Source organism: Sporosarcina koreensis (assembly GCF_042655825.1).
Taxonomy (GTDB): domain Bacteria; phylum Bacillota; class Bacilli; order Bacillales_A; family Planococcaceae; genus Sporosarcina; species Sporosarcina koreensis.
On sequence record NZ_JBHSNP010000002.1, the window covers coordinates 46,523 to 68,602 of the forward strand.

23 protein-coding genes and 1 pseudogene are annotated in these 22,080 nt (G+C 43.4%); 12 read left to right on the forward strand and 12 right to left on the reverse strand.

What is annotated here, in order from left to right:
- Positions 1–19 precede the first annotated feature (19 nt).
- Complete coding sequence (gene allW / locus ACFPTP_RS00235) at positions 20–1,522, forward strand: allantoin permease (RefSeq protein ID WP_381441326.1); 1,503 nt, start codon at positions 20–22, stop codon at positions 1,520–1,522.
- Positions 1,523–1,557: 35 nt separating this feature from the next.
- Here the strand turns inward: allW and ACFPTP_RS00240 are convergent, their stop codons facing one another.
- The 4 genes and pseudogenes from ACFPTP_RS00240 to ACFPTP_RS00255 form a co-directional block, all read right to left on the reverse strand.
- A complete protein-coding gene (locus ACFPTP_RS00240; RefSeq protein WP_381441327.1) occupies positions 1,558–1,809 on the reverse strand; it encodes a hypothetical protein in 252 nt (83 codons plus the stop codon).
- Positions 1,810–1,811: 2 nt separating this feature from the next.
- Positions 1,812–1,943: pseudogene (locus ACFPTP_RS00245) on the reverse strand (YbjQ family protein); the annotation flags it as partial.
- 32 nt (positions 1,944–1,975) lie between these two features.
- A complete protein-coding gene (locus ACFPTP_RS00250; protein WP_381441328.1) occupies positions 1,976–2,296 on the reverse strand; it encodes a YbjQ family protein in 321 nt (106 codons plus the stop codon).
- A 120-nt stretch (positions 2,297–2,416) separates the two neighbouring features.
- Complete coding sequence (locus ACFPTP_RS00255) at positions 2,417–3,385, reverse strand: aromatic acid exporter family protein (protein WP_381441330.1); 969 nt, start codon at positions 3,383–3,385, stop codon at positions 2,417–2,419.
- Positions 3,386–3,571: 186 nt separating this feature from the next.
- Here ACFPTP_RS00255 and ACFPTP_RS00260 point away from each other — a divergent pair, with 186 nt between their 5' ends.
- From ACFPTP_RS00260 to ACFPTP_RS00285, 6 genes are all read left to right on the forward strand, one after another.
- Entirely contained in the window at positions 3,572–4,498 is a 927-nt protein-coding gene (locus tag ACFPTP_RS00260; protein ID WP_381441331.1) for a ketopantoate reductase family protein, read from the forward strand.
- Between the two features lie 50 nt (positions 4,499–4,548).
- On the forward strand, positions 4,549–5,040 hold the full coding sequence (locus ACFPTP_RS00265) for a nucleoside deaminase (protein WP_381441332.1): 492 nt from the start codon (positions 4,549–4,551) through the stop codon (positions 5,038–5,040).
- 136 nt (positions 5,041–5,176) lie between these two features.
- Positions 5,177–5,821: a DedA family protein gene (locus ACFPTP_RS00270; protein WP_381441334.1), complete on the forward strand. Its 645-nt coding sequence runs from the start codon at positions 5,177–5,179 to the stop codon at positions 5,819–5,821.
- 537 nt (positions 5,822–6,358) lie between these two features.
- Entirely contained in the window at positions 6,359–8,725 is a 2,367-nt protein-coding gene (locus ACFPTP_RS00275; RefSeq protein WP_381441901.1) for a beta-glucosidase, read from the forward strand.
- A 169-nt stretch (positions 8,726–8,894) separates the two neighbouring features.
- On the forward strand, positions 8,895–10,454 hold the full coding sequence (locus ACFPTP_RS00280; protein WP_381441335.1) for a right-handed parallel beta-helix repeat-containing protein: 1,560 nt from the start codon (positions 8,895–8,897) through the stop codon (positions 10,452–10,454).
- A gap of 13 nt (positions 10,455–10,467) precedes the next feature.
- Complete coding sequence (locus tag ACFPTP_RS00285; RefSeq protein WP_381441337.1) at positions 10,468–10,686, forward strand: hypothetical protein; 219 nt, start codon at positions 10,468–10,470, stop codon at positions 10,684–10,686.
- Positions 10,687–10,788: 102 nt separating this feature from the next.
- On the opposite strand, the gene ACFPTP_RS00290 is transcribed toward ACFPTP_RS00285, so the two are convergent.
- From ACFPTP_RS00290 to ACFPTP_RS00305, 4 genes are all read right to left on the reverse strand, one after another.
- Positions 10,789–11,481 (reverse strand): LrgB family protein, encoded by a 693-nt coding sequence (locus ACFPTP_RS00290; RefSeq protein ID WP_381441338.1) that lies wholly within the window; start codon positions 11,479–11,481, stop codon positions 10,789–10,791.
- Positions 11,451–11,855: a CidA/LrgA family holin-like protein gene (locus ACFPTP_RS00295; RefSeq protein ID WP_381441902.1), complete on the reverse strand. Its 405-nt coding sequence runs from the start codon at positions 11,853–11,855 to the stop codon at positions 11,451–11,453. Before ACFPTP_RS00295 ends, ACFPTP_RS00290 begins: the two co-directional genes overlap by 31 nt.
- Before the next feature lie 119 nt (positions 11,856–11,974).
- Entirely contained in the window at positions 11,975–12,136 is a 162-nt protein-coding gene (locus tag ACFPTP_RS00300) for a hypothetical protein (protein WP_381441339.1), read from the reverse strand.
- A 33-nt stretch (positions 12,137–12,169) separates the two neighbouring features.
- A complete protein-coding gene (locus ACFPTP_RS00305) occupies positions 12,170–13,132 on the reverse strand; it encodes an SDR family NAD(P)-dependent oxidoreductase (RefSeq protein ID WP_381441340.1) in 963 nt (320 codons plus the stop codon).
- A gap of 225 nt (positions 13,133–13,357) precedes the next feature.
- On the opposite strand from ACFPTP_RS00305, the gene ACFPTP_RS00310 reads away from it, so the two are divergent.
- Positions 13,358–14,254, forward strand: coding sequence for an EamA family transporter (locus tag ACFPTP_RS00310; RefSeq protein WP_381441342.1), 897 nt, complete (start codon positions 13,358–13,360; stop codon positions 14,252–14,254).
- 28 nt (positions 14,255–14,282) lie between these two features.
- Here ACFPTP_RS00310 and ACFPTP_RS00315 read toward each other — a convergent pair whose 3' ends face one another.
- Complete coding sequence (locus tag ACFPTP_RS00315) at positions 14,283–14,405, reverse strand: hypothetical protein (protein ID WP_381441344.1); 123 nt, start codon at positions 14,403–14,405, stop codon at positions 14,283–14,285.
- A 137-nt stretch (positions 14,406–14,542) separates the two neighbouring features.
- Here ACFPTP_RS00315 and ACFPTP_RS00320 point away from each other — a divergent pair, with 137 nt between their 5' ends.
- The 4 genes from ACFPTP_RS00320 (at position 14,543) to splB (ending at position 17,958) form a co-directional block, all read left to right on the forward strand.
- Positions 14,543–14,824, forward strand: a complete 282-nt coding sequence (locus tag ACFPTP_RS00320; protein ID WP_381441345.1) for a hypothetical protein — start codon at positions 14,543–14,545, stop codon at positions 14,822–14,824.
- Positions 14,825–14,903: 79 nt separating this feature from the next.
- The gene (locus ACFPTP_RS00325) at positions 14,904–15,230 is read left to right on the forward strand and encodes a YnfA family protein (RefSeq protein WP_381441347.1); all 327 of its coding nucleotides are present in this window, start codon (positions 14,904–14,906) and stop codon (positions 15,228–15,230) included.
- A 425-nt stretch (positions 15,231–15,655) separates the two neighbouring features.
- Positions 15,656–16,846 (forward strand): DUF4317 domain-containing protein, encoded by a 1,191-nt coding sequence (locus ACFPTP_RS00330; RefSeq protein ID WP_381441348.1) that lies wholly within the window; start codon positions 15,656–15,658, stop codon positions 16,844–16,846.
- A gap of 83 nt (positions 16,847–16,929) precedes the next feature.
- Positions 16,930–17,958: a spore photoproduct lyase gene (splB, locus tag ACFPTP_RS00335; protein ID WP_381441903.1), complete on the forward strand. Its 1,029-nt coding sequence runs from the start codon at positions 16,930–16,932 to the stop codon at positions 17,956–17,958.
- 120 nt (positions 17,959–18,078) lie between these two features.
- On the opposite strand, the gene ACFPTP_RS00340 is transcribed toward splB, so the two are convergent.
- The 3 genes from ACFPTP_RS00340 to ACFPTP_RS00350 form a co-directional block, all read right to left on the reverse strand.
- Positions 18,079–19,416 carry a CitMHS family transporter gene (locus ACFPTP_RS00340; RefSeq protein WP_381441350.1) on the reverse strand — a complete coding sequence of 446 codons (1,338 nt, stop codon included), beginning with the start codon at positions 19,414–19,416 and terminating at the stop codon, positions 18,079–18,081.
- Positions 19,417–19,627: 211 nt separating this feature from the next.
- Positions 19,628–20,335, reverse strand: coding sequence for a response regulator (locus ACFPTP_RS00345; RefSeq protein ID WP_381441351.1), 708 nt, complete (start codon positions 20,333–20,335; stop codon positions 19,628–19,630).
- A complete protein-coding gene (locus ACFPTP_RS00350; protein ID WP_381441353.1) occupies positions 20,328–21,983 on the reverse strand; it encodes an ATP-binding protein in 1,656 nt (551 codons plus the stop codon). Before ACFPTP_RS00350 ends, ACFPTP_RS00345 begins: the two co-directional genes overlap by 8 nt.
- Between the last annotated feature and the right edge of the window lie 97 nt (positions 21,984–22,080).

Genomic DNA, 22,080 nt, shown 5'->3' on the forward strand with positions numbered 1-22,080 from the left:
CTAGGAGGTTCATTTCAATATGGTTCAGGAACGTATTAGGGTAACTAGAGAATTCGATATGAGTCAAGAAGATATTAAGGTAACCCAAGAAGAAGTTGAGTTGTTCAAATCAAGAGGTTATGATAACGAGGATTTATTACCAAAAACTAAAGATAAAAGAAACATGAAAATTGGTAACTACTTCACACTATGGATGGGTAACTTGCACAATATTCCGAACTATGCTGCAGCTGGCGGTTTCTTAGTTTTAGGGTTAGCTCCCATCAATATCATGCTCGCTTTAGTTTTAGGTGCCCTATTTACGGCGGCATTTATGGCCTTTAATGGAAAAGCTGGTTCTAAATACGGAATTCCATTTTCGATGCATTTACGAGCAACTTACGGAGAGGCTGGAGCAAAGATACCCGGCTTCTTGAGAGGTATCGTAGTCGCTATAGGTTGGTTCGGTTTACAAACTTTCGTAGGATCCCAGGCCCTGCTAATTATTTTCGGTAAGCTTTGGCCTGGATTTCTAGAAATTGGTGGAAGCTATACTTTCTTTGGTATTGGCATGCCAGGCCTAATATCATTTATCATCTTTTGGTCAGCAAACCTTGCATTAAGTATTAGTGGAAGCAGTTTCTTAAATAAATTTAATACGTTGTTAACGGTCTTAATTTATGTTCTGTTTATCTCCATGGGAATTTGGGGAGTCATTGTTGGTGGTGGCTTTGGTAATATTTTGAGCTATTCCGTTGAAGGAACAAATCAAGATATAAGCCCTCTATTTGCTTACATGATGATCATTAATGCCGTGTTGGCATTTTGGGCGGCACCAGGGGTTAGCGCTGCTGATTTTACACAAAACGCAACTTCAACTAAAGACCAAATGGTAGGACAAGGATTAAGTTTGATTATTGGTTACGTTATTTTTGTTTTTACTAGTATGTCTATTCTTATTGGTAGTTCCATTCATTATGGAATGGAACAATGGGATGTGCTAAATGTAATTAATAATTGGGGCAATTTACCGGCCATTCTTTTTGCAATGCTAATCTTATTGTTGATAACTGTTAACTCGAATGCTACGGCTAACATTACTCCAGCCGCATATCAGCTAACGGCACTCTTCCCTAAATGGATAAATTATCGAAGAGGTGTAATAATCGCTTGCTTGTTGGGATTCGCGATTATGCCGTGGAAGTTGATGGAAAATCCAGATAGTATTTATACGTTCTTAAACGGAATAGGTGCTATTTTGGGTCCTGTATCTGGTGTGATGATTTATCAATACTTCTTTGTTTTTAAACAAGAGATCAATCTTAACGAGCTATATTATGATATGAAAGATACGAAAGCTATCAATAAATTTCGCGGAATTAACAAAAATGCATATATCGCAACCATTCTTGGGGTGCTAGTATCTCTAAGTGGTAATCTTATCCCGACCTTTTCGATTTTTACTGATCTTTCTTGGATAAGTGGTTTTATCACAGCATTAGTATCGTATGGGATTCTTGTTAAGTTTTTTGCGAAAAAATAAGTAGCTAGTGGTAGGAGGGGAGAAATGCTGGGCATTTACTCCCTCTTTCTGCTCTTTTTGGCATCTTCCTCTTTATAAAAGCGTTCGCCAGATTCTGGGTTGAAATAAACTACTAATTTTTTATTTGTGATTGGATCAATTGAAATCTCATTTGTCCGTACGAATCCTTTTGGTACTTGCCTGCCGTGTTTCGTTTTGAAACGGCGATCCCAAATGAACCATGATCCGATAATTAAAGCAATCAGAATAAGGAATTGAATACTATAAAATCCTATAATCCATTTCATAGTTATCTCTTTTCTACAATAACCGCTGTTCCATAGGCTACGATTTCACTCATATTTTGACCGATTTCACCTGAGTCAAAACGCATCATAATAATAGCGTTTGCACCCATAGCTGTAGCATTTTTCACCAATTGAATACTATAAAATCCTATAATCCATTTCATAGTTATCTCTTTTCTACAATAACCGCTGTTCCATAGGCTACGATTTCACTCATATTTTGACCGATTTCACCTGAGTCAAAACGCATCATAATAATAGCGTTTGCACCCATTGCTGTAGCATTTTTCACCATACGATCCATTGCTTGTTTTCTGGCATCTTCAAGCATTTCTGTATACTGATTTATTTCCCCGCCTAGTAGCCCCTTAAAAGCAGCAGCAATATCTTTTCCAATTCCTCTTGCTCTTACGGTTAAACCAAATACTGGACCTAACACTTCTGTAATTTGGTGATTAGCAATGTTTTCAGTTGTCACGATCATCATCTGAATCCGCTCCTTAAAATAATAATTCACATATTTGTAGTATACTATATCTTTAGGTAGATAGAAGTATTTACCAGTATATTTTAGGTAAAAAATAAAGGGACAGGTTCAATGGCTTACTTAGCCGGGGAACTGTCCCTTTTGAAAAATATTCTTCTTAATAATTAAGTAGTTCTTGATCTCGAAATTTAAATAAAATAGGTTTGCTCTGATTTCAAATTCTTCCCTCGTTTTCGGTAATTCTGTTTCCCGTATGGACTCTTCATATTCCTCTAGTAGTTTTAATGCAACGGTTGTATCTCCAGAATCTACATGTTGACTGATGTTCAAAAAAATGCCAGCAAGCATGCCTCTTTGTTTGATGTCTAACTCCGATGAAGAAACAATATCTACTATGTCGACCATTTGTTTGAGGATTTCGAGTTGATCCTCCCGCATTTCGAGATAATAATAATCTTTGTTTTCTTTTCGTAACAGATGATTTTCTACATCTTGTATGGCAATGTTTTTAGCCCGATTAAGGATATCCTCTACTTCGGCTAACTCTTTTCCATCCCACTTCTGCTCGCTATCCTGTAAAAGTGTAGAGAACTTGTATAAAATAACGCTGAATTTATTCTCGATTTCCTTTTTATATCTTTCAATTTCCTTCTTAAAGCTTGGCATAACGCTGTTTACGAGTAAGGCGATCCCTATGCCGATAAAAATAATATAGAGTTCGTTCAATAAGTTCCCCAAGTTAGCTTCCTTAACGGTATATATATGCAAAATGACAACGATGCTTGTAATGAAACCTTCCTGAATACGTAACCTTACAAGGATTGGTATAAACAATAAGATAAAAAGGGTTAAGATAATGGCGTGATAGCCCAATACTTCAAAAAATATGGAACCAAGAAGTAACGACAAAAGAGATGCGAAGAACTTCTTCTGAATGGAATGCAACGTCCTTTTCTTTGTCTTCTCAATACACATGATGACAATGATGGCTGCAAATGATGCGAATTCCAAGTTGAATAAACTTGCAATCCATATTGCCAACCCTGCCCCTATCGCAGTTTTAATTGTTCGATATCCCATTCCGACCATACGCATCACCCTATTGTTTTCTATACGTTCATTATACCCAAGTTCTATCAAAAATCACGGAAACGGGAAAGCCACAGGCAGGTTTTCCCTGTTAAAACTTAAAGATTGTTTGTTTTGTTTATTGTTGGGAACTATATTACGATAGATGAGGGATTACTACGTAATGAAAAGAAAGGTTGGGTTTGTATGAAAATTGGTATCATCGGCGCGGGAGCCATAGGCGGGCTTTATGGTGCAGTCCTCTCCGAAACAGGACATGACGTGTACTTAATCGATATATTTAAAGAACATATAGACGCAATCAATTATAAAGGACTTACAATCTTGCATGGTGACGAGAAAAAGGTGTATACGAATCTTAAGGCGTTCACTGATGGGAGAGAAATCCGCGAAGAACTTGATTTAGTCATCGTTTTAGTCAAAACATATATTACCGAAATTGCTATGGAGCAAAATAAAAATCTCTTTGGTGACAACACGATCGTGTTAACCCTACAAAACGGGATTGGTAATATTGAGAAGATCGCTAACTATATTGATGAAAGTAAAATTATCGTGGGGACTACGAGTACAGCCGGGTATATCGAGAAGCCTGGTGTCATTCTCCATACGGGCAGTGGAGGAACTGTAATCGGTGAGGTTGATGGTAAAGTCACTGACCGTATCAAAGAAGTACAACATATCTTTAACCATGAAAAACTCGGGGAATCAAAGGTTTCCGAAAATGTCATGTCATTAATATGGGAGAAGTTAATTGGCAATTGCGGCATTAATCCATTAGGTGCACTGACCGGCCTGAGAAACGGCGAGTTGGTGGAAAACGAGGAGACTTCCAAACTACAGGATGAAATTGCTGAAGAATGTCTAATGGTTGCAAAAAAGGCAGGCATTTCTTTACGTTTTAATGATTCCTCCATTATTAAAGACCTGGCTAGAAAAACAGCGCCAAACCAGACTTCGATGTTAGTCGATGTACTAAATAAAAGAAAAACAGAAATTATGGCTATCAATGGCGGAGTTGTCCAGAAAGCTAAAGAACTTGGCCTGGAAGTTCCAATTAATGAAATGCTCGTCAATTTAGTGTTGGCAAAAGAGAAAAGTTATTTAAGCTAAATAACTTAATTTGATCTTGGAATAGTAATGCAAACGAGGAGGATTCAATGATGATAAGTGATTCAGATTTGAAGCATCTAAGACGTTGTATTGAATTAGCAGAAACTGCGCTGGAGAAAGGTGACGAGCCATTTGGTTCAGTCCTTGTCTCAGCAAACGGGGACGTGCTTGCAGAAGACCATAACCATGTTGCATGCGGCGATCATACACAACATCCTGAATTTGCATTGGCGCGATGGGCGGCTGCAAATATGACGCCTGAAGAGAGAAGCAAGGCGACAGTGTATACCTCTGGTGAGCATTGCCCTATGTGCGCTGCGGCTCATGGGTGGGTTGGGTTAGGCCGGATCGTTTATGCAAGTTCATCCGAACAGCTCGTACAATGGTTGAGTGAAATGGGGGTTGCCCCGTCACGCGTTCGGAATCTTTCCATTCAAGACGTTATTCGCGATACGACAGTAGATGGCCCTGTTCCTGAACTGGCGGAGCAAGTCCATGAACTCCATCGCCAGTTCTATGAGAAGGAAGAAGAAAATCAATAACTATTTGAACCCCGGTGGATGAACCCCGGGGTTCTTTATGTTTTATTATTGTAAACTTTACTGCCGAATCGATGGTTTTAATGTATTTTGTGATAATATATGAGAATAAATATGAGCTATGAAAGCGGGTACAGCTTTGACTTTAATTCAAACTATCATTGATTTTATCCTGCATATTGATGAACATCTAGTTGAAATCATAAAGAACTTTGGTGGATGGTCATATGGGATTCTATTTTTAATCGTATTTGTGGAAACGGGAATTGTGATTTTCCCTTTCTTACCTGGTGATTCGCTGCTGTTTGCGAGTGGTGCTCTTGCCGCGTTTGGATCATTTAACATTACTTTCTTATTGATTGTCTTTTTTGTCGCAGCGGTACTTGGCGATACTGTAAATTATCAGATCGGCAGTAAAGTAGGTACTACTATCAAACCTGGAAGTTTTATGGGGAAATTAATTAACCAGGAAAAAATGAAGAAAGCTGAAGACTTCTTTAACAAGCATGGCGGAAAAACAATTGTGATTGCCCGTTTTATGCCATTCATCCGAACTTTCATTCCTTTTGTTGCAGGAGCAAGCCGGATGAACTACCGTTATTTCTTGATCTATAATGTGGTTGGCGCCGTATTATGGGTGGGCATCTGCACGATCTTAGGCTATTTTTTCGGCAATATCCCAATCGTTAAAGATAACTTTTCAACGGTTCTCCTAGCAATCATCTTCATTTCTGTACTGCCGGCCATTATAGGCTTGATACGCGGGCAATTGAAGAAAGCGTGATAGTGTCAAGCATAAAAAGTCCAATTTCCTGAAGAGGAGATTGGGCTTTTATTATTATCCTGAAACTATATTATTTGAAAACCACTAGCATGATAAAAATAATTATTTAATGAATAGAATTCCTGTAATTTTACTTTAACATATCAAAACAATTAACACTTTTACTATTAACTTGGGGCGCTAACCTCTGAAAAGATTGATATATCAATGATTTCGGCGTAATTAAGGACTTTGAAACCGCTCGTAAACCATGGGACACGTTACGTTTTTGTAATATATTATTCATGTCGATGTAATGTTTATATATTATACTAAGACACTTAGTTATAGTGATTTAACTATGCTAATATAATTTAATTTTATATAGGGAGTGAAATGTAGTTGAAGATACGCATTAATTTAATGCTCATGACAGCGTTAATCTTTATGTCATCGTTAGTTCCAGCTAATGCGATGACCGGTGGAACGGAAGGGAAAAAACCTTGGATGAACACCGAGCTCTCTGCTGAGGAACGCACCGAGCTGCTACTCGATGCGATGACAATTGACCAGAAGATCCAGCAGATCGCTATTTCGCGCTTCAATGAGAATGACACCGGTGAAACGGTGGTTATCAACAAGAAAGGCAGTAGTGCGTACATGAACGGTGAATTCGCACCCCAAGGCACCCTTCCTGGATGTGAATGGCAGGACACTGGCCGGCAGATTCGCGGGATCGATGAACTCGGAATCCCCACAATCCGTATGACTAACGGTGGTACGGGTGTTAAGGGAGGATCTTGTGGCAATGATCCAGAAGCGACAGGTTTGCCTTCTTCCCTAGCCATGGCCGCGACATTCAACCGCGAGTTAAACTATGAAGCTGGCCGAATTCTCGGCGAGGAGACACGGGCGTTCGCACATCACGTGTTGCTCGGACCAGGCCTGAACCTTGTACGTCACCCGTACAATGGCCGTAACTATGAGTACTTCAGTGAGGATCCGTACTTGACGGGTGCACTGGCGACTGAGCAAGTCAAGGGAATTCAGGATCAAGGCGTTCAGGCTCAGCTCAAGCACTTAGCTGGCAACGAGCAGGAAACAGAGCGTTGGACGATGGGCGTACAAGTTCCATCACAGGCAATGAACGAACTGTATATGCTGCCATTCGAAATGACCGTTAAGGATGCTGATCCAGCTTCCGTAATGTGTTCGTTCCCGGATGTAAACGGCACTTTTGCCTGTGACAGCTCGGAATTACTACAGGACGCCTTGCGACGCAATTGGGGCTTTAACGGTTACGTCATGAGTGACCGTCGCGCGATTCACGACACAGTATCTGCCATCAAGGCGGGCACGAATGTCGAGCTAGACTGGGCACCACAGTACTACACTCCAAAGATAATTAAGGAAGTCCTTGCTTCCGGTGAAGTGACCGAGGAAGATATTGATAATCTACTTCGTCCACGGTACATCAAGATGATCGAGTTCGGTCACATGGATGAGCCTTTCGACAAGTTCATGCCGGAAATCGTTGATCCGATGGCTAACGGTGAAAGCGCTCGGAAAATGGCAGAGGAAGGCTCTGTTCTATTGAAGAACGATGAAGGCTTCTTGCCATTGGACGGCGAGCCGAAAACAATCGCACTTATCGGTGTAGAGTGGTTCGCTGGCGAGGCTAAAATGTCCCCTCGTTCCATTCGTGACAACAACGAGAACGTCGTGACACCTTACACAGTCACACCACAGGAAGGCTTAGAGAATGTTATCAAAGAGCTAGGCTACGACACTAAAGTGACATACAACGATGGCCGTGATCCAAAGGCTGCTGCGAAGCTTGCCGCTGAGTCCGACGTCGTACTTCTTATGATTGGCGATAATCCGCATGAAACAGCGGACCGCCGGACACTAGGCTTCCCGGCTATCGACCTTGATACACATCAGGATCGGGAGGACTGGGTTGAACAGGAGCCGATGATCGACGCGGTAATGGAAGCAAACGCTGAGAATACTGTTGTGGTTCTGAAGACTTCCGGTACAGTCCTTATGCCGTGGTTGGATGATGTTCCTGCAGTCCTTCAGGCATGGTTCCCAGGCATGGAGGATGGCAATGCTGTTGCTAACCTCCTTTATGGTAAGGTCAATCCATCCGGTAAGCTTCCTATGACATTTGGTGCCACTGAGCGTGAAGCAGCATTTGCGACTGAGGAGCAATACCCTGGAACTCGTCAAGACACTGGCAAGATAGGCGGGCCAGGTCCGTACGGTGACGGTTCTGACCAGCTGATTGCACAGTACAAAGAGGGCCTCGCAATGGGCTATCGCTGGTACGAGGCAAACAATGTGAAGCCGGTGTTCCCATTCGGATACGGTCTGTCGTACACGACATTCGAGTATGAAGACCTCAAAGTCAAAAAAGTACGTGGGGGCAAAGGCAACAACGGATCATTGTCCGGTATTGACGTGTCCTTCACAATCACGAACACAGGTGACGTTGCTGGTAAAGAAGCGGCACAGGTCTATCTGACACTACCAAACGAGGCAGGGCAGCCGGCTAAGCGGCTCGTCAACTTCGAGAAAGTTTACCTTGAGCCTGGTGAGAGCAAGCGTGTGACTGTTCGCATTAACCATGCAGACTCTAACCACCCGTTCTCCTATTTCGTTCCGGATGAACCGGACGACCTTGCTAACTGGGCAGACGGCGAATGGGCAACTGCTGACGGTAAGTACCGTGTGCATGTCGGTGCTTCCTCGGCAGACACATCATTAGAAAAAGATGTCCCGTTGAACTTCAAACTTGGCAAAGACAAGAAAAAGGACAACGGCAAAGGTCACAAATACCATAAAGACCATAAAGGTAACAACGGAAACAACGGAAATAAAGGTAATAACGGCAATAAAAGTAACAAAAACTCCCAACATTAATGGGACGGGATGACGAAGGCGACCCGGTAAAGTTCGTCAGGCATCCCAAATATAGTGAGCCCGCGGTCCTCGGTATGAATATGCCTAGCTCGCGGGCTCACCCCTTTTCTCCAAGCTTTTATGGGCGATGGGAGTGACGAAAGAGACAAGGAAGGAGGTGAGAAGTCTTATGAAGGGATCCGTTCAGAACAGCAGGCGAGGTCTGGTGCATTTATCAATGGTTATCTTTGGACTGGTGATCCTTTTGGGCGCATGCACAGTCGAGAAATCCGAGGAACCGGTCGAAGGCGATAAGGTTGTAGAACCCACTCCCTCTGGAAAAGATAACGCCGGGGAATCCGCCCAGTCCGAGCACGGCGACTGGCATGCCCCTGGTTTGGTAGACCGCTCCGGCGCGCCGATCGAGGTGCCGGCACCGGGTCCTGCCGCGGGCAAGACCCTGGACGCCACTGACTTCGGAGCAGATCCGGAACCGAACTCGCACGACGATGCAGCAGCCATCCGGGAGGCCCTGGCCGCGGCCGAACCGGGTGACGAGGTCTTGCTGCCGGCCGGCACGTATGACCTGCGCTCCACTGACCCGGACGATGAATCGGCAAACATCGTGTTGCGCAGCGGCGTGAACCTGCGCGGCGAGGGCCAGGAGCGCACCGTGCTGCTGACCTCCTTTGACGGCGAGGAGGACAGCCGGGTGATCCGTGGCTCAGGCATCCACGACGTCATCGTCTCCAACCTCACCATTACTTCCCGCTATAAAGGTCCGCTCGGCGACGACACAGATGACAATGACGCAGGTGGGGGCCCGATGTACGGTATCTTCTTCGGAGCCCGCGAAGGGAAGGCAAGCTCCCGGATCCTAGTGGAAAACGTAGGCATCCGCAAGTTCGAGCGCCATGGAATCTCCGTCAAGGCCAGCCGTGAAGTGACTCTCTCTGGAAACCATGTAAGTGAGGCAACCGCCATCGGCCCCGGCGGACAGGGATACGGCATCGCTATCGAGGGATTAGCGAACCAGCACAACCCGAACGCAACCAACGATTCACGACATAACGTCGTCATCGGCAATACCTTCGATGGCAGGCATCTGCGGCATGCCATTCTTCTGCAGTTCCCAACGCATAATAATCTCGTGGCGGAGAACATTATTGTCGGCAGCCGCCTCGACGCCATCGACCTGCACGGAGAAGGGGAATACCTGAACGAAATCAGGGACAACACGGTCATCGGCGGGCATCGGGCGGGCATCGCGCTGGGCAATCCCGGCGGATCCAAGAACAAGCACGACGCCTCAGGACCTGGAAACTGGGTGCACTCCAACAATCTGATTGGCAACCGTCAAGGAATCCTCGTCATCCTAGGAACTCCTAAGACGCTCATCGAGGAAAACAGGATCACAGCCGGGGAGGATTCGAAGGCTGGCATCGAGGTCCGCAATGCGCCGGGTACGTTGCTGCGCGGTAACCACATCACTGGTGGGATTGACGGGTTCTGGGCCATCCAGCTCCGTAAAGATCGCGGTTCTGATGGACGGGGCGAAGGAATCCCCTCACGTATCAAGATTGAATATAACGTTATACGACAAGCCGCCAATGGCATCAAAATCGATGCTGGACAAGACCTCAGTATCATCGAAAACGTCATGGAAGGAATCGACGGAGAAAAGTTAAGGGTGGCTGATGGGATTGCAGTGAGCCGGTCTGCCCAGCAGTCCCATCCGAACGAGATGTGACAGGGGATTAGCTATGGGAGTGTTAATGCTCTTCTTCCACATAAAAAGGGGCTGTCCAGAAAGTCAAAATGACTTTCTGGACAGCCTTTTTGTTTTTAATATGATGCGTTTAAAGTCACAAGATGAGCATAACTGTCAGAGATTGCGCCATAACTATGTCAAACTCGAGCAAAACTTTTCCCGCGTCTTTGGAGAGCCTGATAATTGCGGCAACCACCTGATGCAACAATGAAACCACCTGAAAACACTTCATAACCGCCTGATAATTATTCAAGGATAAAAAAGTGGGCTGTCCAGAACATCAGTTTTCACTGACTTTCTGGACAGCCCCTTTCTAAATATGGAAAACCCACACAACGATCGGTCCTAGAACGGATCCAATGATTGCACTCAACGCCATCGTCACAGAGCTCATCGAAAAGGTGAGTTCACCGTATTCGGCCGCTTTGGCAGTCCCGATGGCATGCGATGCGCTGCCAAGACCGATGCCTCTGCCAATGGGGCTATGCACACGCAGCCATTTAAAAATAATAGGGGCAACGATTGCACCAAAGATTCCGGCAATCATAACACCGACAACTGCCAGGGAGGCATTTCCGCCCAATCCTTTAGCGACTTCAATTGCAACAGGGGTCGTAAGGGATTTTGGGATAAGCGCAAGGGCTAATGAGTGCTCGATTCCGAAGGCTTTTGCTAGAAGAGCAACAGTGACCATTCCGGAAATGGCACCAACCAAAACTCCCCCTAAAATTGGGAATAAGTGATCAAGCAAAAAACGGCGTTGGTTATACAAAGGGTAGGCAAGCGCTACAACGGATGGACCTAACAGGGAACTGATCCATTGCCCTCCAACCATATAGCTATCATATGAAATATGAAACAAGGACAAGATAATGATAATAATCGTAGTCGCAGTTAGAACAGGTATTAAAATAGAGTAAGAATATCGCTTATAGACTCTTGCCATCGCTAGATAAGCAAGGACGGTTCCTAAAATCATGCAGAATGCGAGTGGGATTTGCTGCATTCTTGATCATCCTCTCTTTTTTGTGCCTTTTTCTCAAAAAACTGACCTGCCGTACCTGCAATTGCAATTGAAATGATGGTACTTACTAGAACGGCAAGTACGAACAATGCACCGTGAAAAGAGAGTAACGAAGAATAGTTCATGACACCGACTGTTGTTGGAATGAAAAACAACATTAATAAACCTAGTAGAAACCCTGCTCCACTTTCTATCCATTTTACGGGAACAATTTTTAGACATAAACAAGTAAAAAGCAGTAAAAGTCCGATGATACTACCCGGGATGATTAAATGGAAAAAGTTTTGAATGACGCTTCCAACGTAGGAGAAGATATATAAAATACAAATTTGTAAAACGATGATGAGAGTTTTCATGATAGGTTGTTTCATTTGGAAACAACTACCTTCCTTCTAATTAAAATTTATCCTTTCACTCCTCAATCTTATCCTCTTTACAACCTCTGGTAAAGGAAAGCCTTATAGGCCGGTTTATTTTAACAAAGGTAAGATATCATTGAAATAAAAAAACAGGAAATCATGAATAATTTCCTGTTCAGAGCATCTTCAGGTAATAAGATATCTCTTTGCCCATATGTGATAAGGCCTTCATATTTACTTTCAGGATTTCTATGTGTAACAAACTCTTTTTCTTGCATCAACTTTCCTCCATATATCATTTTGTAATAAAACTACCTGACTGGTTGGTCTCTTATGTCCGATTCGGTGAGTGAATTGCTCAATTTCCATATTTGTTCAACATTTTGAGGATTTATTGCGTACTGAGGATAGCTGCTTGAACCGAAGATATTTTTCAATTGCGTAAAGCCTTTTTCCGTTATTGATGGTTTCACGATTTTTAACTCATGGTTGATCAGTTGGCCGGTGACATCCTTAAATTCCTCCGACGTACAAATGTGAAAGTAATTATCGGCCATTCGTGCCGGCAACGGATTCGTCAGGTTTTGCAAATGTGCAAACACTTTCCAAACGGAATGCATTTTTTGAATCGTCTCTTTGGATAGTTTCACACGGTTTATTTGAATGGCATTTACTTTGATACCCAAGTCTTTAAATTCCTCGGCCATTTTAAAGGTTAGCATCAATAACGCCATTTTTGAGTCTCCATACATCTTGTAAGTGCTATAAGGCCGACTGCCACGCAGTTCTCCACGCAAATTGTCGAACTCAATCTCCCTTTTTGGGTCGAAGAAGTTTTTAATATTCGTCGTGCAAGCATTAAGGATTCTTGGGTCTGTTGATTTTGCAAGATGGTCTGCCAATAGACGTGACATTAAAAAAGGACCGAATGTATTTGTGGCGAAAGACAATTCAATATGCTCGGGGCTAAGCTTATATTCTTTTTCACCGTGGTTTAAATAGGCTGCGTTATGTATGAGGATGTCCAACCGCGGATATTTGGATGTGAAATCTGAACAAAATGAACGGATAGACTCAAAAGAAGAAACATCAAGCTGCATGAGGTCGACATTCATGTTTTTTGTAAGTTCAATGATGTCTTTTTGTACAGTAGAGCTGGTCTCCATATTGCGGCAGGCCATAATAACATGGCATCCTTCTGTCGCAAATTTCAGCGTTGCCGCTTTTCCAATTCCCGAATTTGCACCTGTAATGATAATGATTTTGTCTTTCAAAAAGAACCTTCCTCCCAAGAGTATTTGCTAGCGCTATGAAAATAGTACCAAGGGGGAGAAGTGAAAACTGTCGAAGTACGGAATGGAAATAATATTATTTATCGCCGGATAATAGATGATAATCCCTTCTTTTTTACAGTCTGGCATCAGCCTGTCCGACGGATGGTTTTTAGTTATCTATGATATAATAGGCTAGTTGTTTTTATGCACTAAGGAGGTATCCTAATGAAAATAAATAAGGGAATCCTATTTGTATTATTAGGTGCTGCCTGTTTTGGGTTTACACCGATATTTGCCAAATTGGGGTTTGGCTACGGCTACTCACTTGGCCAAATTACGATCGTTCAAATGATTATTTCCTTTATATTCATATGGTCTATTACGTTAGTTAGAGGATTCAGTTTCAAGGGGCTTACGAAGAAGAACATTATGCAAATTATGATGACCGGTTGTTTTATCGGATTGACGACTATATTTTATTATGCTTCGATGCAATATTTACCAGCGTCGTTGGCGATCATTTTAATGTTTCAATTCATTTGGATAGGCATCTTTTTAGAATGGATCTTTAGCAAAGTCACGCCTGCGCCTGTCACGATTGTATCCATCCTATTAATTTTAGTAGGGGTCTTTTTCGCTTCGAATATTATTAATGGGGATATACAAGGGCTGCCTATAAAAGGATTTGTGTTCGGTATCCTTTCTGCATTCACCTATGCAGGGTTTATTTTTTTCAGCGGAAAGGTCGCAGTCAATGTGGATGCATGGACGCGGAGCTCTTTAATGGTGACGGGATCGACGGTTCTAGTATTTGTACTATTCATGCGTGATATCCCGACTGTTATGCCCTTGGAAGGCAAATTGATCATGATCGGGATGGGGGTTTCGTTATTTGGGGCCGTTCTTCCACCGTTGTGTTATGCGGTTGGAGCGCCTTTAGTTTCTGGAGGAATCGCCAATATTTTAACTTCGATTGAATTACCGATCACAATCTTATTGGCAAGTGTTATTCTGTCGGAATTGGTAACTCCGCTTCAGTGGATGGGCACGGTGATTATCCTATTAGCAATCGCTTTGAATGAGCTTGGAGCGAATCTTTTCCGAAAAAGAAGGCATATATAAAACACCAGCTTCAACCGGCTGGTGTTTTTTAGCTATCACTATTTTGAAGTTCTTCGTAAAGTGCATGCGCCTTTTCTTCGGCCATATTCTTATCCGTATCATAAATGGTAATGAGTTTATTTCCGATAATGAAGTTCCATTGTTTCGTCATGTCATTCACCTGCCTTTGATTCTAGATTCTATGTATACCCCATCTGAGCGATTCTAAACATCACGCATAGTTTCTGGATATTTTACAATACTAAGCTCGCCGTACCTTATCTTATGTGCAGGAGGGGAAAACATAAAATGGCCAAGGATTCAAAACCGAGTTGGAAAAAGGATCATCCAAGCACTTTTTTAAGTAACTCAGTCCTGAAGGCGGATCGCTCGGTGAAGCAGGCGATGTCACATCCCGAGGAGATGGCAGTGGAGCATGCGTTCAATTCGATACTACGTGCTGAAAATGCATTCGCGAACGCAGTGGAACGCAATGAGCATATGGATACAGTCGAACAAAACAAGGAACAGCTGGCCTTGATGAGGCAGCAATTGAACGAAGTGCAGGATCAAGTGGAAGAACAGGAATAGGAAACGATGCCCTCCGTAGACTTATGGGGGGCATTTTACGTTATAATCACTTTAGTGATGTAAAGGAAGTGGAGTATAAATGATTTATGCAATTGTATTATTTATCGTTGCCGGACTTGCAGAAATTGGCGGAGGTTATCTGATATGGCAATGGTTAAGGGAAAGTAAACCACTTTATTGGGGTTTCTTTGGCGGAGTGGTCCTGGTATTGTATGGTGTCATTATTACATTTCAATCTTTCCCGTCGTTCGGTAGAGTCTATGCTGCTTATGGCGGGGTATTTATCGTTCTTTCGGTATTATGGGGATGGGGCGTTGATAGAAAAACCCCCGATTTATATGATTGGCTGGGTGCGAGTATATGCTTAGTTGGTGTTTCGGTGATGTTGCTGGCACCCCGGCAATAAAAAGGGGGAGCGCTTTTTCATTTAAGAATGCCTCTTCTCCTCTTTCACCGACAAAATCTCCACACCTTCTCCGTATTCTCCCCGGATCACTTTCCTAGCACCGATAGAGTTTCTCGCCGTGACTTGTATCATTTTCTTTGCTCCTTCAAGATTGATCTTCACAAGGAAGCATTTTGATCCGCAAAGCATATGAATCCCTCCCTTAAGCTATCCGTTCTCTTTCCTTCATTGTAGGGCAACTTTGATTAAATGGGAAACTCGCGGAACTATTGGGCTGATAGACATATGTATGATTCGAAATTGAATGTGTTCCCGCTATCCCCCTAATCATTGTTATAATAAAGGAGTGTCAAAAGCTGACGAATCGCTTTGGACGCTCTTTTTTGCGTGTTGGGTAGAAAGATTAACTGGGGGTTGAACTATAAATGAACCAGAAAGCCATTGCGGACTTCCGCAAACGTTTTAAGTTGGATACGGACTTATTGAAAATAATGGATATTTACAATGTGTATATTAGGCAGGAGAACAATGAAATCTATCATGAGGTGAGCCAGCCATTTGCCCTTTTGGACCGGGAGCAGCAGGAGTTATTCCTTGCCAATTTCAAAAAGGTGTTGGGCGGCAAACTGGATGTGAAGCTGTTTGAAGTGAAGTTCCGACGACAAGCGGAGGAGGAATCGGATCATACACAGCAGCTATTATACGATGGTCTCCAGTCGAGTGATGTAGAGGAATGGAAGGCGGAAATGCAGCGCGTCGCTCATAAAATGGTGCAGGATACGCAATATGAGAAAGACATCGTCATTACATTCATCCGCGGGAATTATTACAGGCCGACGAAACGGCATAGTGAGGAAGCGGAAGTAGCGGATCGGGATGAAGTGTACAAGAACCCGTTCATCCTTTGCAGCCTGAACCAGACTGATCTGCCGAAGCAATCTCTCGTATTTGATTTCAATGAGAAGAAATTCAAGTCGCGTATAACGCTTGACCCGGTCATCAACCTAACTTCACCGATCGGCGGTTTTTTATTCCCGTGCTTTACGGATAACGCAGCTGACGTCAATCATGTCCTATATGCTGCGGGCAAGGCAAACAAGCCGAATTTCCATTTTATCGAGAAGGTGTTGGATGGTGAGGAGATCATGACAGCCGAGGAAGACAAAGTCGTTTTTGAAGAAATTGTAAAATCGGTCGTCGGTGATGAAATGAATACCCGGACCATTGCGAGCGTGTATGACGAAATCCAACGCATGATGGAAGTGGATGACGAGGAAGAGGAAGATGAGAGTGTACCTACCTTGGATACGAAAGAGGTAACCCGTGTCCTGAAGGCGAGCGGCGTAGAGGATGTCGATACCGAAAAGGTGGAAAGGGCATTCCGGAAAGTGATTGACGATGACACATATGAAATGAAAGCAAGCCATATCGTTCCAAGCTATACGTCGAAGTCGATCAAAATCCAAACGAAAGTCGCGAACATCGCTATCAGCCCGCAAGACTTGCGGTTTGTGAGACAAGTCGAGGTGAACGGAAAGACCTGCTTATTGATAGAGGTGGAAGAAGACACGGTCATTGAAGGGTTTACGCTTCTTTCGGAGGAGCTGTTGGATTAATAATTTTTCGTTTTAAAGACAAGCTAAGGAAAAAGAGAGAGGTGATCACATGGTTAACAGACATGGATCAAATCGTGCCCAGCATGAATAAACCCTTCATACCACAGCTTGTCTATTTTGAACCAAATGCATTGGATTATCCACTTGGAAACCAGTTGAAAGAGAAGTTCGAAAAAATGGGGATTGAAATCCGTTTCACGACTTCTCATAATCAAATCCGTAATTTGCCAGGTGAGACGGATGCTCAAAAGTATCGAATCGCAAAATCGACGTTGGTCGTCGGGATTCGAAAAACGTTGAAATTTGATACATCGAAGCCGTCCGCTGAGTATGCCATTCCCTTGGCGACGGGTTGCATGGGGCATTGCCATTATTGTTACTTGCAGACGACAATGGGGGCGAAACCATATATCCGCACGTACGTGAACGTGGATGAAATCCTCGAAGCCGCTGACAACTATATCGAAGAACGTGCCCCTGAAATCACGAGGTTTGAAGCCGCTTGTACATCTGATATTGTGGGAATCGATCATTTGACCCATTCATTAAAGAGGGCTATTGAACATTTTGGACAAACTGAATTGGGCCGGCTACGGTTCGTGACCAAGTTCCATTTTGTGGACCATCTGCTTGACGCCAAGCATAACGGTCACACACGATTCCGTTTTAGTGTGAATGCCGATTACGTCATAAAAAACTTCGAGCCGGGCACATCCCCTTTAGCGAAGCGCATCGAGGCAGCGGGTAAGGTGGCAAGGGCAGGCTACCCACTCGGCTTTATTGTCGCACCCATTTACATCCATGAAGGTTGGGAAGAAGGGTATCGGCATCTGTTTGAGCGTCTTGACGAGGAATTGCCGAAGGATGCTCGGGACGACATCACCTTTGAATTCATCCAGCACCGATTTACGAAGCCTGCCAAGAGGGTCATCGAGAAGAACTACCCGAAGACAAAACTCGAGTTGGATGAAGAGAAGCGGCGCTACAAATGGGGGAAGTATGGCATCGGCAAGTACATTTATCAAAAAGACGCAGAGGATGAACTAAAGGATCGTTTATATAGCTATATGGAAGAGTTCTTCCCGAAGGCGAAAATAGAATATTTCACGTGAAACAAAAGAAGGTTTTTATATCATTCATTTCCCAAGATATATGGTCATTTGGTGACCTTTGCTCCGCCGAGATTCCCAATAAAAAAGGTATCAGCACACTGGCTGATACCTTTTTGCATATTAAATAACAATCACACCAAGTAAAACTGCTATGATCAAGAGGACAATGCTCAGCCCCCACATCATCATGAACGAATAGCGGATATGTTTACCCATTTCCAGCCCGGCAAGTCCGAGTGCCAACCAAAGTGCTGGTGACAATGGGCTGACGAATGTACCGATAATGTTTCCGATAATCATCGCGTATGCAGTTGAAAGTGATGGGATGCCGAATGAAAGGGCAACTTGGTCAATAATTGGCAACAGGGCAAAATAATAAGCATCCGTACTTAACAGCAAGTCGAAAGGTACGCCGAACATACCGATGATGATATGCAAATAAGGAGCGACGAATGCCGGTAAAACGGTTACAAGATCTGTCGCAATCGACGTCAACATGTTTGTACCGTTCAAAATTCCCAAGAAAGATCCGGCCGCTAAAATAATCGTCGCCATCATAATTCCGCCTGGCGCATGCACTTTAATGCGCTCCATTTGGTCTTTGACTTTCGGGAAGTTGAGTGGCAATGCGATACTGACACCGATCATAAACGCAAAACCAGCAGGGATAATTCCCCATACGAGAACACCGATGACGGCAATTGCAAGAATAGCGTTGATCCAAAGAAGTTTTGGACGCTTTAAATCGTTCTCTTCTGCAACAGTAGCTGCCAATTGCGCTTCAGCAAATGCATCATCGGAAATTCCTTCTTCCAACGTATCTTCGCCTAGCGAAGCCTTTTTCGCTATCAAACGTTTTTCACGATAGCCTAAAGCAACGGCAATGATAATTAATAATACAAGACCGATTATTTGAATCTGAATGAGCGGCCTCCAAAGCTCCGTTACATCTACATCCAACACAGAAGCCGTTCGTCCAAGCGGACCAGCCCACGGAACCATATTCATAATGGCAGCAGCTGTTCCGACAAGCATAAGGAGCAAGTATGGATTCATTTTCAACCGTTTGTACAATGGTAATAATGCCGGGATTGTAATCAGGAAAGTCGATGCACCCGAACCATCCAGATGTGCAATCGCGGCAATGATGACGGTTGCAACAGCAACAGCAATGACATTTCCGCGGGAAATGGCAATCATCCTATTGATGAGTGGATCGAATAACCCGACGTCTTGCATGATTCCGAAAAACAGAATCGCAAAGATGAACATAATGGCGACGCTTGCAACTTTGGTTGTCCCTTCAGTGAAAAACACACCAATCTCGTCAAAGCCGAAACCTGCAGCAAATGCTCCTGCAACCGGCACTAACACAAGTCCGACAATGGGAGAAACCTTACCGCTAATGAGTAGCGCTACAATGATGACTATTGTTATCAAACCTATAATACTTAGCATATTGTCTCCTTTCCAGTGAACCGGAGTGCACCTATGAAAGTGAGATGGTATTCCATGTAAGCGGATACATGTTGATGAAAAAATAAGTACTGCCGTACAAGAAAAACCATCCCTATTTCAAAATATTCTATAGTTAGAAATTTATCATAGGGATGTTAGTAAAATAAGATTATTTAATTAAAAACACTAATGGATGTTTTGTTCGTTTTGTTCATTTTGTCCACGGCGAGTATCTTCGTTCAGGTCGTCCGATATCTCCATATTTCAACTGGGCATCTGCTTCATTAATGGAAACCAAGTATTCCAGATAACGCCTGGCGGTCGATCGACTTACGCCCACTTTGCTGCCCGCGTCCAATGCTGTGATGCCGGATTCATCGCTTTCCTGCAAGATCACTTTTATTTTTTCCAATGTAAGTTGATCGATTCCTTTCGGCAACCTTTCATCGATGTCCTTTATTGGCGACGAGGTGATTTGCTGGCCGGTCAGAAGATCGATTTCATCTTGCTGGAGCTCTGTTTTTGTCAATAAAAGATGCTTTTGCTTTCGAAAGTTTAAGAAAGTCCGTTCAAATCGGTCAAAGTCAACCGGTTTCACAATATAATCGAAAATGCCCCCTCGCAGCGTTTCTGCAATGGTCTCCACTTCCTTTGCAGCTGTCATCATAATGATATCGATTTCCGTGAACTCGTTTCTCAATGTCCAAAATAAATCCAAGCCTTGGACATCCGGAATATAGACGTCCAATAAAATAAGTTGCGGCAAAGTGCGGGTGTTATGTAAATAAGCAAGTGCTTCCTCACCCGTTTTCGCAACGTACGACACTTCATATCCGTCTATGCGATTAACAAATTGACGATTGATGTCTGCGATTCGAAAGTCATCTTCGACAATCAATACTTGAATCGGCTCAAGCATCTGACTCCCTCCCTTTTTTCGGCATCGATAGCACGAAGCTTGCTCCGCCAAGATCTCCTTCTTCCAAATAGAGTTCCCCGTCTACTCCCTCGACAAGTTGCTTTGTAAGCGCCAGCCCAAAACCGCCGTGTTCACCTTCTTTTAATGTGAACCCTTGCTCGAAAATCGACTTCACATACGGATCGGGTACGCCTTCGCCTGCATCGTCTATTTCAAAAATGATATCGTTGCCGATATCGGTGAAAGAAATCGCTATTTTCCGGTCAGTACGCGGGTTTTTATTCACTGCGTCCATCGCATTATCCATCAAATTTCCGATGGCAGTCAATAACGCTTCCCTTTGCTTTTCACTTAGTTCGGTTGCTAGTCTGCTATCTTCTTGAATCGTAATTTCGATTCCTAACTCGCTTGCTTGATTGATCTTTCCTAGTAAAAGACCGCTCACCTGTGGGTCCGCCACTTTCTGAATGAGCAAACGGATCCAGCTTTTTTGAAGCGTGCTTTCACGTTGTATATAGTGAATCGCCTCTTCTTTTTTGTTAAGTTGCAAAAGGCCAAGAATCGTATAGAGCTTATTCGAAAATTCATGAGTTTGGGCTCGCAGCGCATTTGTATATTGCTTAATCGACTTCAATTCTTTTGTTAATAAATCAATTTCTGTTTTATTCCGGAATGTAAATACCGTTCCGACTAACGAATCATCGTAGTAGATAGGTGCTTTGTTTGCAAAAACGGTTGTTTTTCCAATCATCATTTCTTGGTCAATCCGCTCATGTTCATCTTGTAGAAAGGGAAGCAGTTGTTGCGCGGATGCAAGGTCATTGATTGACATGCCTTCATATTGCTTAGGAGAAATCACTTTATTAAACAACAAATGCTGAGCCGCAAAATTGATCATCGTAATAATGCCATTTTGATTCACAGCGATAATGCCTTCATGCGTTGATTGTAGAATCGCTTCTTTTTGAACATATAAATGAGCAATTTCTTCCGGTTCCAGGCCGAATAATACTTTTTTAATATAAGATGCAATAAGAATTGCCCCAATTACAGCTACAATAGCGATACTCACCAAGACAAGCCATAACTGGTTATTATAAGACGCGATCAATGATTGAATGTCATTCACTAAAAATCCGACTGAAACGACCCCGACAATTTTTCCATCCAAATATACAGGGACTTTGGCGCGAACCGAGCTGCCCAACGAACCGGTTGCTTTGGAGATATACGATTCACCAAATACGAGGGCTCTTTCATTGTCTTCACCGACCATTTTCTTACCGATTTTGTTCACGTCAGGATGTGCATACCGAATTTCTTCTGTATTGCCGACGACGATGAATTCAGCCTTTGTGGCCTTTTGAATGGGGGCAACAAGCGGACTGATGATGGAGGCGGGGTCATCATGCCTAAACGCCTCGGACAGTTCAGGGATGCGGGCCACACTTTCCGCCACACTAAGTGCTCGATCCCCGACTTGTGCCTCCATCGCGACAGATATGAAATGTCCAATGTAAAGCCCGATCACCGTAATAATCGCAATGATCAGGGTGCCTACTAATAAAATCATTTTCATTTTGAAATTGAGAAAGGTAGTTGGATGAAAATGGGGGTTTTTACCACGTCTTTTATGTGTTTGGCTCATAGCTGTCGGCTCCTCACATTATGATTCCATTCAATGATAATAGGTACTCAAGATAATATGTTAGTATTTGTTTGTTAAGCATCGGAAGAAATCTTAT